Source organism: Nostoc sp. UHCC 0252 (assembly GCF_034931145.1).
In the GTDB taxonomy this organism is placed as follows: Bacteria; Cyanobacteriota; Cyanobacteriia; order Cyanobacteriales; family Nostocaceae; genus Nostoc.
The window spans coordinates 29,637-46,132 of the sequence record NZ_JAYGHE010000020.1 but is presented as its reverse complement, the minus strand read 5'-3'; the positions used below and the strand labels follow the sequence as shown (position 1 = coordinate 46,132).

Annotated in this window: 16 protein-coding genes and 2 tRNA genes; 12 read left to right on the top strand and 6 right to left on the bottom strand. The window is 41.3% G+C overall.

The annotated features are described in order from the left end of the window. Positions 1 to 518 precede the first annotated feature (518 nt). On the bottom strand, positions 519 to 1,976 hold the full coding sequence (locus VB732_RS14205; protein ID WP_323231505.1) for a protein adenylyltransferase SelO: 1,458 nt from the start codon (positions 1,974 to 1,976) through the stop codon (positions 519 to 521). Between the two features lie 130 nt (positions 1,977 to 2,106). Here VB732_RS14205 and VB732_RS14200 point away from each other — a divergent pair, with 130 nt between their 5' ends. Further along, positions 2,107 to 2,775: an SMI1/KNR4 family protein gene (locus VB732_RS14200; RefSeq protein ID WP_323231503.1), complete on the top strand. Its 669-nt coding sequence runs from the start codon at positions 2,107 to 2,109 to the stop codon at positions 2,773 to 2,775. Positions 2,776 to 3,020: 245 nt separating this feature from the next. On the opposite strand, the gene VB732_RS14195 is transcribed toward VB732_RS14200, so the two are convergent. Next, positions 3,021 to 3,596 (bottom strand): GNAT family N-acetyltransferase, encoded by a 576-nt coding sequence (locus tag VB732_RS14195; protein ID WP_323231502.1) that lies wholly within the window; start codon positions 3,594 to 3,596, stop codon positions 3,021 to 3,023. Between the two features lie 326 nt (positions 3,597 to 3,922). Between VB732_RS14195 and bioB the strand changes: the two genes are divergently transcribed. Beyond that, positions 3,923 to 4,930, top strand: a complete 1,008-nt coding sequence (gene bioB, locus VB732_RS14190) for a biotin synthase BioB (RefSeq protein WP_323231553.1) — start codon at positions 3,923 to 3,925, stop codon at positions 4,928 to 4,930. Between the two features lie 82 nt (positions 4,931 to 5,012). On the opposite strand, the gene petL is transcribed toward bioB, so the two are convergent. After that, positions 5,013 to 5,108: a cytochrome b6-f complex subunit PetL gene (gene petL / locus VB732_RS14185; protein WP_109007553.1), complete on the bottom strand. Its 96-nt coding sequence runs from the start codon at positions 5,106 to 5,108 to the stop codon at positions 5,013 to 5,015. Between the two features lie 193 nt (positions 5,109 to 5,301). Between petL and aroB the strand changes: the two genes are divergently transcribed. Both aroB and VB732_RS14175 read left to right on the top strand, forming a co-directional pair. Next, the gene (aroB, locus tag VB732_RS14180) at positions 5,302 to 6,393 is read left to right on the top strand and encodes a 3-dehydroquinate synthase (protein WP_323231501.1); all 1,092 of its coding nucleotides are present in this window, start codon (positions 5,302 to 5,304) and stop codon (positions 6,391 to 6,393) included. 94 nt (positions 6,394 to 6,487) lie between these two features. Beyond that, positions 6,488 to 7,066: a Uma2 family endonuclease gene (locus tag VB732_RS14175; protein ID WP_323231500.1), complete on the top strand. Its 579-nt coding sequence runs from the start codon at positions 6,488 to 6,490 to the stop codon at positions 7,064 to 7,066. 142 nt (positions 7,067 to 7,208) lie between these two features. Here the strand turns inward: VB732_RS14175 and VB732_RS14170 are convergent, their stop codons facing one another. After that, entirely contained in the window at positions 7,209 to 7,523 is a 315-nt protein-coding gene (locus tag VB732_RS14170) for an S-layer protein (RefSeq protein WP_323231499.1), read from the bottom strand. Between the two features lie 1,006 nt (positions 7,524 to 8,529). On the opposite strand from VB732_RS14170, the gene VB732_RS14165 reads away from it, so the two are divergent. Together VB732_RS14165 and VB732_RS14160 are read left to right on the top strand one after the other, a co-directional pair. Beyond that, positions 8,530 to 8,955 carry a thioesterase family protein gene (locus VB732_RS14165; protein ID WP_323231498.1) on the top strand — a complete coding sequence of 142 codons (426 nt, stop codon included), beginning with the start codon at positions 8,530 to 8,532 and terminating at the stop codon, positions 8,953 to 8,955. A 191-nt stretch (positions 8,956 to 9,146) separates the two neighbouring features. Continuing rightward, the gene (locus VB732_RS14160) at positions 9,147 to 9,407 is read left to right on the top strand and encodes a hypothetical protein (RefSeq protein WP_323231497.1); all 261 of its coding nucleotides are present in this window, start codon (positions 9,147 to 9,149) and stop codon (positions 9,405 to 9,407) included. Positions 9,408 to 9,431: 24 nt separating this feature from the next. On the opposite strand, the gene VB732_RS14155 is transcribed toward VB732_RS14160, so the two are convergent. After that, positions 9,432 to 10,214 carry an RNA methyltransferase gene (locus VB732_RS14155; RefSeq protein ID WP_323231496.1) on the bottom strand — a complete coding sequence of 261 codons (783 nt, stop codon included), beginning with the start codon at positions 10,212 to 10,214 and terminating at the stop codon, positions 9,432 to 9,434. A 79-nt stretch (positions 10,215 to 10,293) separates the two neighbouring features. Then, positions 10,294 to 10,374, bottom strand: a tRNA-Leu gene (locus VB732_RS14150). Between the two features lie 409 nt (positions 10,375 to 10,783). Between VB732_RS14150 and murA the strand changes: the two genes are divergently transcribed. The 6 genes from murA to VB732_RS14120 all read left to right on the top strand — a co-directional run bounded on the left by murA (position 10,784) and on the right by VB732_RS14120 (position 16,374). Then, positions 10,784 to 12,151, top strand: coding sequence for a UDP-N-acetylglucosamine 1-carboxyvinyltransferase (murA, locus tag VB732_RS14145; protein ID WP_323231552.1), 1,368 nt, complete (start codon positions 10,784 to 10,786; stop codon positions 12,149 to 12,151). Positions 12,152 to 12,694: 543 nt separating this feature from the next. After that, complete coding sequence (locus VB732_RS14140) at positions 12,695 to 13,573, top strand: M48 family metallopeptidase (protein WP_323231495.1); 879 nt, start codon at positions 12,695 to 12,697, stop codon at positions 13,571 to 13,573. Between the two features lie 212 nt (positions 13,574 to 13,785). Beyond that, positions 13,786 to 14,694, top strand: a complete 909-nt coding sequence (locus VB732_RS14135; protein WP_323231494.1) for a hypothetical protein — start codon at positions 13,786 to 13,788, stop codon at positions 14,692 to 14,694. A gap of 80 nt (positions 14,695 to 14,774) precedes the next feature. Beyond that, on the top strand, positions 14,775 to 15,896 hold the full coding sequence (locus VB732_RS14130) for an alpha-hydroxy acid oxidase (protein ID WP_323231493.1): 1,122 nt from the start codon (positions 14,775 to 14,777) through the stop codon (positions 15,894 to 15,896). Positions 15,897 to 16,007: 111 nt separating this feature from the next. Next, a tRNA-Leu gene (locus VB732_RS14125) sits at positions 16,008 to 16,091 on the top strand. Positions 16,092 to 16,125: 34 nt separating this feature from the next. Next, complete coding sequence (locus VB732_RS14120) at positions 16,126 to 16,374, top strand: hypothetical protein (RefSeq protein WP_323231492.1); 249 nt, start codon at positions 16,126 to 16,128, stop codon at positions 16,372 to 16,374. The last annotated feature ends 122 nt before the right edge of the window (positions 16,375 to 16,496 follow it).

Genomic DNA, 16,496 nt, shown 5'->3' with positions numbered 1-16,496 from the left:
ACTACACCAATAAAATCTACCTGCATCGGCTAAAAAAATAACCCGCACAGGCAAAGATAAAACTGAAGCAAGTTTTCCGATTATCACAACTTGAGAGTTTTGTCTGTGTAGTCGTAATTTCTACCCACCAATGCTGAATAAAATTTTATTTTATATTTATTACAAACAACCTACGTATTTTCTCGCAATTAAATTCGGAATTGTTTTTAGAGGCTAGGATTTATGCAAAATATCTCTCAAGGGAACTCCAAAAAATAAATTATCCAATTTCTGAACTTTTCTGAACTCACTACAACTTTCCTTGCCCCTGTCCTTAAAGCGATAAAATATTTTTTTACTTGGAAGTCCCCAAACTCTCATTTCTCCGTGTCGCGCCAGTTGCTACAAATCAGGGAACTGCAAGGTTATTTCCTAACTCGTGCGTAAGTTTTAGAGACGTTGCATTACAACGTCTCTTATGAGATTATTCGTCTTATCAACAGTCTGTCTAGATGAAAAAGAAAATAGCCACAACTGTACTATTTCCTAGACTGAATTACCTCGATTAAGTCATAAAAAGGTTGCCAATTATCTTCTTGAGCAATTGCTTCCCAAGTAGACTCAATCACAGGTCTTAATAATGCCGTTTTTGGATTGTTAACGGCTAAGGTCTGAGCAATTAGATCGATGTTATCACTATCAAAATCGTTCAATATTTTATTGTATAATATACACCAATCATCAAAAATTCCTGACGCACCGGGTACTGGCACAATATCTGAATTATTCATCACAAAACCTGGTTCGTCTCGCCATTTCGATGAAAAAGTCCGAGCCATCTCATAAAAAAACTGGTGATAACCAACCTGGCTCTCCTTCAAAAATTCAACCGTTAGATTCAACAGTTCCGCAGCTTGTGGATGCGACAACTCCGCAAAACCTAACTTTTTCAACATCAAAGAACTGTATTCAGTTCGATAATATTCAGCAAACCTTTCTAATGCAGCTTCCATTTCGCCTTTATCAATAATTGCCTTTAAAGGTTCTTGAAGCATTTGTAAATTCAAGTGGCAAATACTTGGTTGATTACCGTAACAATAGCGTCCATAATAGTCAAAATATGCAGCTATAAAGGATGGATTATAAGTCGGGATAAACGCATAAGGGCCATAGTCAAAACTTTCTCCAGTAATCGACATATTGTCAGTATTCAGGACTGCATGACAAAAGCCAGCCGCCATCCACTGCGCCACTAGTTCTGCAACTCGTTTAACTAATTCGGCATAAAACAGAACATATTTATCTTCTTCGCTATTTAAGTGCCGATAATATTGCTCAATTACGTGGTCTAATAACTTCTTAGTTAAATCTGGGCGCTGGAAATAATGCAGTCGCTCAAAATTGCCAAACCGAATATGAGAACGGCTCATTCTAATCATTACAGATGAGCGGGTAGGTGAAGGTTCATCGCCCCGCCACAGGGGTAAACCTGTTTCAATCATGCTCAAACAGCGCGAGGTACGTACACCTAATTGGTGCAATGCTTCCGCAGCCAGAACTTCCCGCACCCCACCTTTGAGCGTGAGCATACCATCGCCACCACGGGAGTAGGGCGTTCTCCCAGAACCTTTTGTGCCAAAATCGTACAATTCGCCATCAGTGGCGCGTACTTGCCCATAGAGAAAGCCTCTACCATCGCCCAACTGTCGGTTATATTCACCAAATTGATAGCCGTGGTAACGTAATGCTAACAAGGGTTTGCGCCCCTGAAACTGTCCAAAAGCTGTGATGAAATCTTCGTCTTTGACTGCTTGGGGGTCTAGACCCAAAAGAGGTAATAGTGCATCGTTACGCCAACGCAAGAGGTGTTGGGGAAATTCCTCTGCTGCAACCTCGTCGTAGTAGTCATCGCCTAGAGATTCTAAGGCGCTTTCGTAGTTGAGGGAGAGAAAAGGATTGCTAGAATTTTTGTAGTTTGGAGTTTCAGCCAGAGTCATTACGAGCAAAGCATAATTCATTCTTCCTTTAATACTACCTCTGGCTCCAGCATCAGCATCAGCATAGACGCAAAAAGCGACCCATATCTAAGAATATGACAGCGCTACCATCAAAAACCTAGAGCGGATAATGAATAAAGTTTTGCAATTAAAGAAAAAATTAACTCAATTAGCTATTTTAGACGCTACATTTGAGGTTTTTGGCTCAGAATCACACCAATATCAATTAAAACCTTGCTTGAGTAACAAAGATATTCAAGTTTTTGAATCCAGATACAATATTACGCTACCAAGCGAATATAAAAATTTTCTGTTAGAAATTGGCAATGGTGGTGCGGGGCCAGGATACGGATTATCGGGGATTGAATATGAAGATGTCATCCCGGAAAACCTATACCAGGAGAACTACGAAATTCTCTCTAAACCATTTCCTTTAACAAAGGCATGGAATAATTTGGATTTAATTGTCAAGAATAATACAGATTTTGTTGCCAACGACGATGCTTACTTCGATGATAAATTTATTCAGGGCACTCTCACCATTACAAATTATGGTTGTGGAATTTATGGAATGTTAGTTATTACTGGAGAGCAGCCAGGAAAAATTTGGATAGATGACCGGACTAATGATAATGGGATATATCCTGCTTCTTTGAGTTTTTGTCATGCTTTCCATGATGCTGATCCTGATGATTTGCATCCAAATAACGATGAGGAACAGCCTTTGAGTTTTTATGATTGGTATGAAGACTGGCTTAACCGAAGTTTGGATCAAATCCGCCAGTCTTCGGAAACTTAGTCTTAATTACATTAAGCTGGAGTTTCCTACTCTTTAATTGGTTGTGATGCTTGTGAAGATAGAATTTATTTTACTTGATCATAAATACAAAAATACCGGACTTGTTTAAGAAGTTTGGTATCTATACACTGTTAGAAAATACAGCCGATTGCAACTTAGTAAATTACAGATGATCTTAAGGGCACAGCAGTGCTATACCCCTAAATGTGTAAGTTATTTACCTGAAAAAAACTGTAGCTACTTACTTAAAACTTTGATGGTTGCCAATTAGTATTTGTAAGACTTGTCATAATATGATCTTCCCATTTTCCATTAATTAGCAAATAGTCTCTAGCATATCCTTCAATGACAAATCCAAGTCTTTTTAAGACATTACCACTGCGCTGATTGTGAGGCATATAATTAGCCATAACTCGGTGAAAATTTAACTCTTGAAAGAGATATTCGGTTGCAGCTTTAAGCCCTTCCGCCATATATCCTTTACCTTGTTTACTTTCAGCAAGGCTATATCCCACATAGCAAAAATGAGCGGCTCCTCGGACAAAATTGCTGAAATTAATAGTTCCAATAATTATAGTAGGATTTTTTTTGGTAAAAATAAATAGCTTTAATGATTGCCCATTAATAAATTCTAAAAAACTATTCTCTATTTGATATTGCCAATATTCTTCAGTGAAAAAACCATCAGCCCATAGAGGGTAGAATGGGGTGAGATAAGTTTTGTTATAAATGAAGTATTCGAGAATTTGGGGTATATCTTCATGAATCCCCGCTCGTAATAATAGGCGATCGCTAACAATTAGTGGCAGTTCTGACATCATAATTGACGGAATCTCTTCCCAATACACTCTTTAAATTTTATAAATTTTCTCATACCTACGGTTGCACAGCAGCAGTTAGAGGAGAATCTCACTTATTTTCAACAGACAGGGTAAGTATTTTTACAGCTAATCTGCCATTCCACCAAAATCTTGATAAGCTGATGTCTAATATCTAGAGCGGAAGGATTGAGAGCCAATGGGTGATAAAGCACAGTACACGGCACAACTTCGATAAAATCAAATCGCTTTGCCTAAACACTGTACCGCAGGAAATTCAACCAAAAGAAAGCTCAAGATTTAGCCCAGTCTACAAGAAGGATAGTGATGTGGTGGGAATACGCTACGATTGGCAGGAATTAGAGATTCGGGCGATATACAACACGCCATTGCTAGAGCTTATTTATCAAGCTGCTAGCGTGCATCGCCAATATCATGACCCAACAAAAATACAAGTTTGTAAGCTTATATCCATTAAAACGGGAGGCTGTCCAGAAGATTGTAGCTACTGTGCCCAATCTTCCCGCTATAAAACAGAGGTAAAGGCGGAAGCACTCCTAGAAAAGGAAACCGTTGTTAACATCGCCCAGAAAGCGAAAGAAACTGGTGTTAGTCGCATTTGCATGGGTGCTGCTTGGCGCGAAGTCCGGGATAACTCACAATTTGAGGAAGTCCTGGAAATGGTCAAGGATGTAACTGCAATGGGTTTAGAAGTGTGCTGCACTCTGGGGATGTTGACGGCAAATCAGGCCAAGAAATTAGAAGAAGCGGGACTTTACGCCTACAACCATAACTTAGATACCTCGCAGGAATATTACAGCACAATTATTACCACGAGGACATATAGCGATCGCTTGAACACAATCGAGAATGTCCGTCAGACAAATGTTACCGTATGTTCTGGCGGCATCCTGGGTTTAGGCGAAACTGTCGATGACCGAGTTGGGATGTTACAAACTCTGGCAAACTTACATCCGCATCCAGAGTCAGTACCAATTAATATTCTTTCCCAAGTGCCGGGCACACCCTTAGAAAATCAGCCTGATGTCCCCATTTGGGATATTGTGCGGATGATTGCCACAGCCAGAATTTTAATGCCAGCTTCTGATGTGCGGCTTAGTGCAGGTAGAGCCAGACTTTCTCAAGTAGAACAAGCTTTCTGTTTTATGGCAGGAGCCAATTCTATCTTTTCTAGCGACGACAACAAAATGTTGACGGTGACAACTCCCTGTCCAGATTATGATAGCGATCGAGAAATGCTGAATTTACTCGGTTTGGGAATGCGATCGCCTTCCCAAAGACAGGAGAAGGTAGCAAGTCCAGCAGTTGTAGGATAAATATCTTCTTGTGGGATGGGTGTCTCACCCGTCCCTGGATAAACTGAGGGCAGGTAAGATGCCCGCCCCACAAAAGTCTTAGTTAAATTATCTTGGCAGTCCGCAGACCGAATAACAGACCGACAGCCAAACCAAAGAACAAAGCTAAAAAGCCGATGTAAGCTGCAATCGCAAACATTTATTTTTCTCCACAATACTTCCTAAATCTATTGAATCATTAGTTATTGGTCATTGGTCATTAGTCAATAATTAATAGTTATTCTTCCCCTGCTCCCTGCCCCCTGCCCCCTGCCCCCTGCCCCCTGCCCCTCACCCCCCACTCCCAGATTGCGATAGAATACTGCCCACGGGCGCTTGTTAGGGGTTGAGCAATGACTTCTGTAATTAATGTAAATTTACCAGATCAGTCTTATGAGATTGCGATCGCATCTTTGAATTTAGATCAACTAGGTCAACAGATGGCCAATCTGAAGCTAGGCAAGAAGGTACTGCTAGTTTCTAATCCGACAATTTTTAAGCATTACGGGGAAAGAGCAATTACATCCCTGAAATCTGCTGGATTTGAAGTTGCTAGCTGCACCTTACCGCCTGGTGAACGCTACAAAACCCTCAATTCCATCCAAAAACTCTACGATGTCGCCTTAGAAAATCGCCTAGAACGTTCTGCGACGATGGTGGCTTTGGGTGGAGGTGTCATTGGCGATATGACTGGCTTTGCCGCCGCAACCTGGCTGCGCGGCATTAATGTTGTCCAAGTGCCTACAACTCTCTTGGCGATGGTAGATTCGGCAATTGGTGGCAAAACTGGCGTAAATCATCCCCACGGTAAAAACTTGATTGGGGCATTCCATCAACCGCGCTTGGTTTTGATTGACCCAGATGTTTTAAAAACTCTTCCAATGCGCGAATTTCGGGCAGGAATGGCAGAAGTTATTAAGTACGGTGTAATTTGGGATGCTGAATTATTTGCCCAGTTGGAAGCAAGTAAACGGCTCGACCAACTCCGCTATGTAAAACCTGAATTAATAGACAGCATTTTAATGCGTTCTTGTCAAGCCAAAGCTGACGTTGTTAGCAAAGACGAGAAAGAAGGCGGATTACGCGCAATTCTCAACTATGGGCATACCATCGGTCATGCAGTAGAAAGCTTGACTGGTTATCGTCTAGTGAATCACGGTGAAGCGGTGGCTATTGGTATGGTAGCAGCCGGTCAAATTGCTGTGGAATTGGGAATGTGGCAAAAAGAAGATACAGAACGTCAAAATGCTTTAATTCAAAAAACGGGTTTACCGACTCAGTTACCATCTGGGGTAGATATTGAAGCAATTATTGAAGCGTTGCAACTAGATAAAAAAGTCAAAGCAGGGAAAGTACGGTTTGTTTTACCAACAGAGATTGGTGTAGTTACAGTTACCGATGAAGTGCCATCAGATATCATTCGGCAAGTTTTGCAGGAAATGTGAACAATCTAAAAAAGAATTCAGGAATCAGAATAAAAATTAGTTACTCTGTTCTTCAATTACGAATTACGAATTACGAATTACGAATTACTGAGCCATGATACTCCAAGCTAAAAATCAATTAACTTTGCAAGAGTTCCTAAATCTTCCACCCGGCGAAGGAGATATAACTTATGAACTTGTTGACGGTCAAGCAATTCCTAAAATGTCACCAAAAAAATTCCACTCTAAACTTACTCGCGCACTTCTCAATTTGATTGAGCAATGCTGTGAGGGAAAAGGAGAAGTTTGTCCAGAATTAGCTATCGCCTTAACCCGTCGAGGGCGAGATTGGATGCCAATACCGGATATTTTATATATTTCCAATGAACGTTTACCCCCTGAATGGGATCAAGAAGGAGCATGTTCTGTTCCTCCCGATTTGGTGATTGAAATTATTTCGCCAGGACAAACCTTTGGACAAATGGCAGCTAAAGCCAAAGACTATTTGGATGCTAAGGTGCTACGGGTGTGGGTGGTAGATAGTAAAGCCAGAAGTATTACTGTTTTTTATCCAGATGCAGCACCACAAACTTATATGGGAGACGAATTACTCACAGATTCCCTATTCGAGGGACTGGAATTTACTGTTGAGCAGCTGTTTCAAAAGGCGAAAATACCATTAAATGCCGAATAGCATATTTTTTGCATATAGCACAATTTGACGCATATCAATCTATCTTGCATAATTGCCGAGATAAATTCTATTTTGACGTGAGTTAGATACTACTCAAACTTATATGTACGCGATGTTTTCATATCTTTAAATTAGCAACATCCTATTTTTGAAACTGCGGTTCTTTCTGTGGTTGCTGCTGGCTATTTGTTGGTTGCAATTTATTAAATAAAGCTGGTGGCGTAGCTTTACGAAATGCACCGCAGTAGTGCATAGTCATAACTGCTTTAAAAGCCCAATGGTCTTTTGGCACATCACTAAAGGGATTCGGTAAAGTTTCTGCTTGATTTTGGATACAAGCATTCAAAACTTGATTTGATTTTGCTGGTGTGTCGGTAGTAGGCTCTTGAGATTTAACCGGAGTAACAAAGCTAGTAGTAGCTAGCACTACGACTGTTACCAAAAGTTTGTAGTTCATAATTTGAGTTTTCTAGAGTACCCTATCTTAGTTCCCAGGCTGTTGCCCAGGAACTAGAATAACCTAAGCGTTAGAAAACATGGTAAGCATTACTAATAGAACAACTAATCCACTGATCCAAAGAGCTAATGATCCCCAACTAACTGAATCTTTTTGTACTCTTTGCCAAAAATTGCTAACTAAGTTATTCCGAGTTGCCATTTTATAACCTCCAATTTTTATTAAACTTACAAAATCTTTCGGTTAGGGAATTGGGAATTGATAATTGGGACGAAAACTTTAAATTATTGGTTAAAAGCCTACTTTAAAAAAGAATTCAGAAGTCAGAATTAATGAGTGGGGGATTTAGACCCACCACTCGATTATTGCACCACTAAATCTCCGATTTAGTGGGGGAGCAAAAACGCCCTTTATTCATCCGCCACTCGCTTAACCTTCTTCTGAATTCTGGCGACTAACGCATGTATTCTGTTCGTTAAAAATCTGGGTTTGCCCAATTTCCAATTCCCTCTGAAACATTACTGATTTAAAAAACGAACAAAAATTTACAAAAAGATATTTGTTTATGCTTAACTTTATTTTGCCATACATGACTGTTTGTACTTAGAAGTTTGGCAATTTTGAGAAAATTCTTAATCTTCTCTTAACTTAGTATAAAAGGTGGTGTTATTTAAATCAAAAACTACTTAAATACTGATAATGTTTCACTTTTCAGTTGTGATTTATCTAGATTTGAAAATAGACACAATTAACAGTTTTATGGCAGGCAAAAATGCTGTAATAAATAAGACATAACGAACATCAGTATATCTGTATTATTCCAGTTGAGAGAATTACAGCTAACCAAGACAAAGAAGTTTGCGCGGACTCAAAATAATTTATGAGCCGAAGTATCTCCGCTTCTTTCAACCAAAGTTTGAATTGCTTTAGAGGTAGTAAAAGCACTGAAATGGAAAAACTAATATAGAGAAAGTGTAAAAAACAGTGCCGTACTACCAACTAAACTATGCTACCGTTCAAAACTCTGCTACGCGTCCGCCACTATGAGATGGATGCACTTGGGCATGTAAATAACGCCGTCTACCAAAACTATCTAGAACAAGCAGCCATTGAGCATTCAGAATACCTGGGCTTAACTTTGGATGTATATCGGGAAGTAGGTGGCGTATTTGTCATGCGGCGGGTAGAAATTGAGTATTTACGCCCGGCAGTAGCAGGCGATACCCTAGAAGTCACTACCTGGTTGAAAGAAATGCGCGGGACTCGTGCCTTCCGATGCTATGAGATTCGTAAACAAAACCAAGATGATTTGTTAGTAACGGCAGAGGCGCTATGGGTTTGGGTAGATGCACAGACAATGCGCCCACGACCAATTCCCAGCATCATGTTAGACAAATTTTTGCAAATCCAAAATCCAGGTGTTACAACCTAAAAATGGTTTGTTATTCGCCATTTAATAAATCTTAATTATTCTCATGAAAAATAAATGATTGATTTTTTTTCCAGGTAATGCTGACGATCAAGAATACACAACTATGATGTTATAAGTGCAAAATTTAAATCTGTAGAAACTGCAATCACAATTAGGTCAGTAAATCAGGATTTTCTAATTCAATATTAATTATGGAGCCAATTCAGCCACAACAGCGCCGCGTCGCCGATCAAGTGTTTCAGCAATCCCTCGATCAGTTGGAGGATATTTTACAAGAAATTTCCAATGAGGAAGAAGAAATATCACAACTCCCCCAACTGCATAATACTAATCTTAGTGAAGTCGAAGTCGATGAAGATTTAATCGCTATTGATTTAGCTGCCCTTGAAGACGCAGTTGCTGATATTGAACAATATCTCGAAGAAAAGACAAAAACCCAAGAAAAGTTATGAGCTTTCATTCCTGTACAGACGCGATTAATCGCGTCTCATTTGCCGCCGAGCTTCGTACAACATTAAAGCGGCTGCGATCGCTACATTCAAAGATTCTACCCCAGGACTCAAAGGAATTCTGACTTGTTGATCTGCGATCGCTGCTAAATCTGCCGACAATCCAGCACCTTCATTTCCCAGTAAAATCAGACTGGGTTTGCGCCAGTCCACATCCCAATAAGTTAAAGTCGCACTGGGTAAGGTTGCCACTACCTGCATTCCTGCTTGCTGACTTTGTTGAACTGTTGCTTTTAAATCTTCGGTTACGGCCGTTGCTAGACGAAACCATTGTCCTGCGGAAGCCCGGAGAACTTTTGGACTGTCTAAATCTACACTATCTCCACTTACCCACAAACCTGATGCTCCCACCGCCGCCGCAGTGCGAATCATCGTACCCAGATTTCCCGGATCTTGCACCGTTTCTAAAGCTAGAACTAAACCAGTAAATGGTAGTTGAGTTTGGCTATCTCTTCGTTTTGCCGTTGCTACCACACCATCAGGTTGGACTGTAGTAGCGATCGCATTTAAGACTTCCTCGCTGACAATTTCGGTGCGATCGCTTTTACTACAAGCCTCTTCCCATAGTGATAAGTGCGCTGCTTGCCAATCTGGAGTACAACACACTGTTTCTAGTGGGTAATTTACCGCACAAGCTTCTTCCAACAGGTGTGTCCCTTCCAGTAAAAATAACTGCTGTTTGTGCCGCTCCTTGGTGGAGTGGAGTTTGCGAATTTGCTTAACTAAGGAATTTTGTAAACTGGTCAACATTTTTTAGTTGTGAGTGCTGAGTAGTGAGTGCTGAGTTTTTCTTTCTCAGCACTCACTACTCGGCACTCAGCACTGGTTATGCGGAACCCGGGACTTGAACCCGGAAGCCTTGCGGCACTAGAACCTGAATCTAGCGCGTCTGCCATTCCGCCAGTTCCGCTTGCACTTGTCTTTATCGACAATTTCCTATTATTGCGTTATGTTTTACCTTTGTCAAGTCAAAACATAAAGCTTCGTTTAAGAGGCTCAAACTGGAAAAGACTTTTTCAGGAGATTAGGTCAAATCAAAATATTAACTGAACAGTACAGCATTGATTTTTAGAGAACACTTAAGTTGTTTTACTGAGTATTTAATTTAGCTTAAAACAACTACTTCTTACTTCGTTTTTATTAAATTTTTTAAAAGCTCAAAAAGCATACTATTGCTTCTTTTCAGCCCGATTTTTTCACCAAAAAACAATTTTTTTTTGCAAGATGTTGCTTTAAAATGTGGACAATTTGAATCTTTAATGTAGAATCAAAACCAACTTCAAACATATAAAATACGTATTACTTTTGGAGGTAGGCTTATCAATCCTTCTACCAGCTTACCAGATGCAAAAATAGCTCCCGAAGCAGACTCCTCAGTTTTGCAAATTTGGGGCGGGCATCCTTTGCGTGGTCATGTGAAAATTAGCGGGGCAAAAAATGCAGCACTGGTAATCATGGCTGGAGCCTTGCTGTGTCCGGGCGATTGTCGTATCCGCAATGTCCCCTTATTGGCGGACGTAGACCGGATGGGTCAGGTGTTGTCAGCTTTGGGTGTAAGCTTAACGCGGCAAGGCGATATTTTAGACATCAACGCCAGCGAAATTAAAACATCAAAAGCTCCCTACGAACTAGTTACCCAACTGAGGGCGAGTTTCTTCGCCATTGGTGCGATTCTAGCAAGATTGGGAGTAGCACAGATGCCCTTACCAGGCGGTTGTGCTATTGGGGCAAGACCAGTTGACTTGCATGTTCGGGGACTGCAAGCGATGGGGGCTGAGGTGCAGATTGAGCATGGCATTTGTAATGCCTACGTCCCTGGTAGCAGCCGAAGATTAAAAGGTGCGAAGATTTACTTAGATATCGCCAGTGTCGGAGCGACAGAAAATTTGATGATGGCGGCTACCCTGGCAGAGGGCGAAACGATCATCGAAAATGCAGCCAGAGAACCGGAAGTAGTTGATTTAGCTAACTTCTGTAACGCGATGGGAGCGAAGATCAAAGGGGCGGGGAGTAGCAGGATTATTATCGAAGGAGTCCCCAAGCTGCATTCTGTTGACTACAGTATCATTCCCGATCGCATTGAGGCCGGAACGTTTTTGCTGGCAGCAGCAATTACCCGTTCCGAACTTCTCCTATCGCCAGTGGCTCCAGAACACCTTATACCAGTGATTGCGAAGCTGCGGGATATTGGAGTGACAATAATTGAGGAAAAGCCTGAACACTTACGTATTCTACCGGCGGAAACTCTCAAGGCAACGGATATTGAAACTCAATACCATCCAGGTTTTCCCACAGATATGCAAGCGCCGTTCATGGCTTTGCTGACATTGGCCGAAGGCGACAGCGTGATTAACGAATCCGTCTTTGAAAATCGTTTGCGTCATGCCTCAGAATTAAACCGCTTGGGGGCAGACATTCGTGTTAAAGGCAACGCTGCTTTCGTTCGGGGAGTGCCAAAATTGTCTGGCGCACCAGTATTAGGTACAGACTTACGAGCATCGGCAGCGCTAGTCATAGCAGGACTGGCAGCAGAAGGAAAAACTACCATTCAAGGATTGCAGCATCTCGATCGCGGCTATGATCGGCTCGATATGAAGTTGCAGCAATTGGGAGCTAAAATCCTTCGTGTGGGTGAAACATCAGCAGATGCCGAAATCGCTCCCAGCATCAGTAGCCTGTCGAGTTGAAATTGATCTGACAATTCAGGTTGTGTGGAAAAGCCCATGAAAAACCTAACCCCCTAGCCCCCTTCCCTTGTCGGCTATCCATTAGTCACATCTTTCTTTACAATCTTGAAACCCTTGTTTTGTAGGCATCTTCAACACTGAGGTGTGAGACATACTTGACAAATTGGCTCTTAATATTCTCGCTAAAATTAGGTTTTTATTGAGAATTAACAACGAACGAATCAGGGTTAGAAAAAACGTGAGTGAATACTCTCGCAAATGTTGAGAAAGATCCGGGTAATGGATAGCCTTGTCGGGAAGGGGGAAAATTCAAAGTCTCTCTCCTTGTAGGAGAGAGATTTAGAGAGAGGTTTTCCACCGTTAAAAGTCAGGAAATTGATAGATTGAGACTGAGGCGGGAATAAGGGGAATGAGGGAGACAAGGTAAAATTTTCTCCCCTCACTCCCCCTGTCCAACCTGGTTGAATCGTTATACTAACTGTGGGTGGCTGTTTATTTAACTAGCCAGATTCCATAGTTGTGTTTTTTATAGCTTGCTGCACTATGTCTTTCTTCAAAACCCCTCTGATTGGTTTAAAAGCTGACTCATTTCGTCATCCATTAGACCTGGAAGCTACTAAAACGCTCAAGCAAATACCAGGCATAGATATGTTGGTACGAAATTGGCTTGGGCCAATGGCAGAGCAGGTTTTTTATGTAGAAAATATTGCTTCCAGCATTCTGGTGGGTGAAAATCAACTGCCCAATTTATACAAGCTATTGTTAGACGCTTGTAAAATTTTGGATATAGAACCTCCCCAGTTGTACGTCCGGCAACATCCGGCTCCCAACGCCTATACTTTTGCTGTGCGCGGTAAGCAGCCCTTTGTGGTGATACACACATCCCTAATTGATATCCTCACCCCAGAGGAAATCCAGGCAGTAATTGCCCACGAGTTGGGACATCTCAAGTGTGACCATAGCGTTTACTTAACGCCTGTAAATTTACTAATATTAGCTGCGGCGATTGTGCCCAATGTCGGAACCTTTGTTGCTCAAGCGATACAGGCACAACTTTTAGAATGGGTACGCTGTGCTGAGTTTACCTGCGATCGCGCCGCCTTACTAGCAACCCAAGACCCCAAAGTTGTCATGTCCGTGTTGATGAAGCTGGCGGGTGGTTCCCCAACTTTAGCGCCACAACTGAATCTCGATGCCTTTGTTGCCCAAGCTCGCGCTTACGATGACATTAGCAAGACCGAATTAGGCGAAATGGTCAAAACCGCCCGAACAGCCCAATTAACCCATCCAGTGCCAGTGTTGCGGGCGCGAGAAATTGACCGTTGGGCAAGCAGCACAGAATACCAATCTTTAATCCAAACTCATGGATTGAAGTCTACAAGTAATGAAGTAGCACCCAAAGGCGGCTGGCGAAACTGGTAGAGTTACTAATGATGCGATCGCACTGTGATGTAAAATACTGGTTCACCCCAAAAATCAGCTAATGAGCTTTTTTAATTAAAAGTTAAAAATTAATCAAGAAGAATAATTTTTAATTAATTTTAGCTACAAGCCCCCACTGATACCGCAGCGCTGGCTCGTTCTAAAGCATCTTGGAATTTTTAATTAATAATTTTTAATTGGAGCGAAGCGACTTGACCAGGTTCCCTTACGACCAATTCGCCAAAGACTATCTTAAAGAATTGTTACAGCCATTGGGAGAAGTGGAAACCAGTCGGAAAGTTCCAGCCCAAATCCGAGAGATTGATGTTTATTTTGTACCTCTGCCCCAATCCACAAAAAATCCAATCGAATTAGGGCTGTTAGGGAAATTTGCGGCTGAACCTGCATTAGTTGAACCATTTAGAAATGCGGCGACAATTGCGGAAATCCGCAGTTGTATAAATAAACTATTTGATATCTTTGCTGAAGTAAAACGTCATGCTAAAGGCGATAAAAGTCGGCTTGCAGAATCAGATTTGCCACGTTTGTGGATTTTGTCACCCACAGCTTCTGAATCTATACTAGATGGTTTTAGAACTAACCTAGATCAGGAAAATTGGGGAATAGGAGTACATTTTTTAGGCGATTACTTTAGAACAGCAATTGTGGTAATTCACCAATTACCGTGTACAGAAGAAACGCTATGGTTGAGAATTTTAGGTAAGGGAAGAGTCCAGCAACAAGCTATAGACGAACTAGAAGCACTTCCCCCAAATAATCCCTTACGTTCCAAAGCAATTGATTTATTATTGAATTTAAAGACTACCTTAGAATTCAATCAAAATATAGACGAGGAGGATAGAGTTTTAATTATGCGTTTATCACCTATTTACGAGCAAAAATTAGCAGAAGTTAAAGAAGAAGGAATCCACGAAGGAATTCAAGAAGGAATTCAAGCAGAACGTCGTAATGTTATAGAAAATTTGTTGCGAGTTCGCTTTGGTTCTTTAGATGCAGAACTAAGAGGAATTACTGAAGCTTTATTGGCATTATCTCCAGAAGAATTTACTCCTTTATTACTGCAACTATCTAGGGAAGAATTATTAGATAGGTTCCTTTAAAAGAACTCAGTTACTAAAAAATAGTTCAATCAGACAATCGGATTAAAAAACATCATATTGGTTAACCCACAGCCGCTACCATGACAGTTGTATCCAATGACCATCGCTTTCAACCCATAAATCTCTTTGAGTACGAAAAGCTAGCAAAAGAGCATCTGTCTCAAATGACCCTTGATTACTATAGCAGTGGTGCTTGGGACGAAATCACATTACGAGATAATTGTGCTGCCTTTGAGCGAGTCAAGTTAAGACCTCGGGTATTAGTCGATGTTAGCGATCGCAATCTCACTACCTCCATTCTAGGACAACCCCTGCAACTACCTATATTAATTGCGCCAATGGCCTTTCAATGTCTAGCCCATCCAGACGGAGAAGTAGCCACCGCTCTAGCTGCGGCATCAGCTGGTGTGGGGATGGTATTAAGTACAATGGCCACAAAGGGCATTGAAGAAGTAGCGACTGCGTGTGATAAATTTCCAGATTCTCTGCGATGGTTTCAGCTTTATATCCATAAAGACCGAGGATTAACTCGTGCTTTGGTAGAAAAAGCCTATAAAGCAGGCTACAAAGCGCTTTGCCTGACTGTAGATGCACCAGTTCTCGGACAACGCGAAAGAGATAGACGTAACGAGTTTGCCTTACCCACAGACTTACATCTGGCTAATCTCGCCACCATCTCAGGACTAGATATTTCCCATGAAAAAGGCGAATCTGGGTTATTTACCTATTTTGCCCAACAGCTAAACCCAGCAGTAACTTGGGATGATTTGGAATGGTTGCAATCTTTATCTCCACTACCTTTAGTTATCAAAGGAATTTTACGGGGAGATGATGCTGTGCGGGCTGTAGAATATGGGGCCAAAGCAATTGTTGTTTCTAATCATGGTGGCAGACAACTCGATGGTGCGATCGCTTCAATAGAAGCCCTAGTTGAAATAGTAGCAGCAGTAGATGGTAAAGTAGAAGTGCTGCTGGATGGAGGCATTCGCAGGGGTACAGACATCCTCAAAGCTCTGGCATTAGGAGCAAAAGCAGTACTAATTGGAAGACCTGTTTTGTGGGGACTAGCAGTAGCAGGACAAGTCGGTGTATCTCACGTCATCTCACTACTACAGGATGAGCTAAATGTGGGGATGGCACTTAGCGGCTGTGCCAAACTACAGGATATCGACCCTAGTTTATTGACCTTGCCACGCTTTTAAGCCTTATATTCTAGTTATTAGACGTATTATCCTAGAAAAAGTTTGAAAATTAATTTTTAAACTTGTTACAAAATCCCTCAACTAGAGTACAATAGTTAAGTTAGATGTAACGGGCGGGTGGCGGAATTGGTAGACGCACCACACTCAAAATGTGGCGGCCTTACGGTCATAGGAGTTCGATTCTCCTCCTGCCCACTACCAAACAACTAAATAGAGAGGTTAAAAACTTATGCGCCTGAAAAGATGGGAGTCTCCCCGTAAAGAAGGCAGGAATGACAAAGGTAGAGGCGGTTCTGCCAGGAAGCGGCAACTGAAAAAGCAACGGCAAATGTTACGCCAAAGACTCAAAGAAGCTAACAAACCAGACAATAACAAAAATAATAGAACAGGGGAAGACAAGCTTATCTTCCCCTTATTTTTTGGGTTTTTACCTCTTAAGCACATACTTACGTATCAAAATGGCAGGCTAAGTGCGTGATATATTACTCTTTTAGATAAAGAAAATACATCACAAATCTTACTCAGTAATAAAATCTCTATAAAAATTTCTTGTAATTGTAATGCTTACATGAACCAATCAAAAATTAATTATGAAGAAAG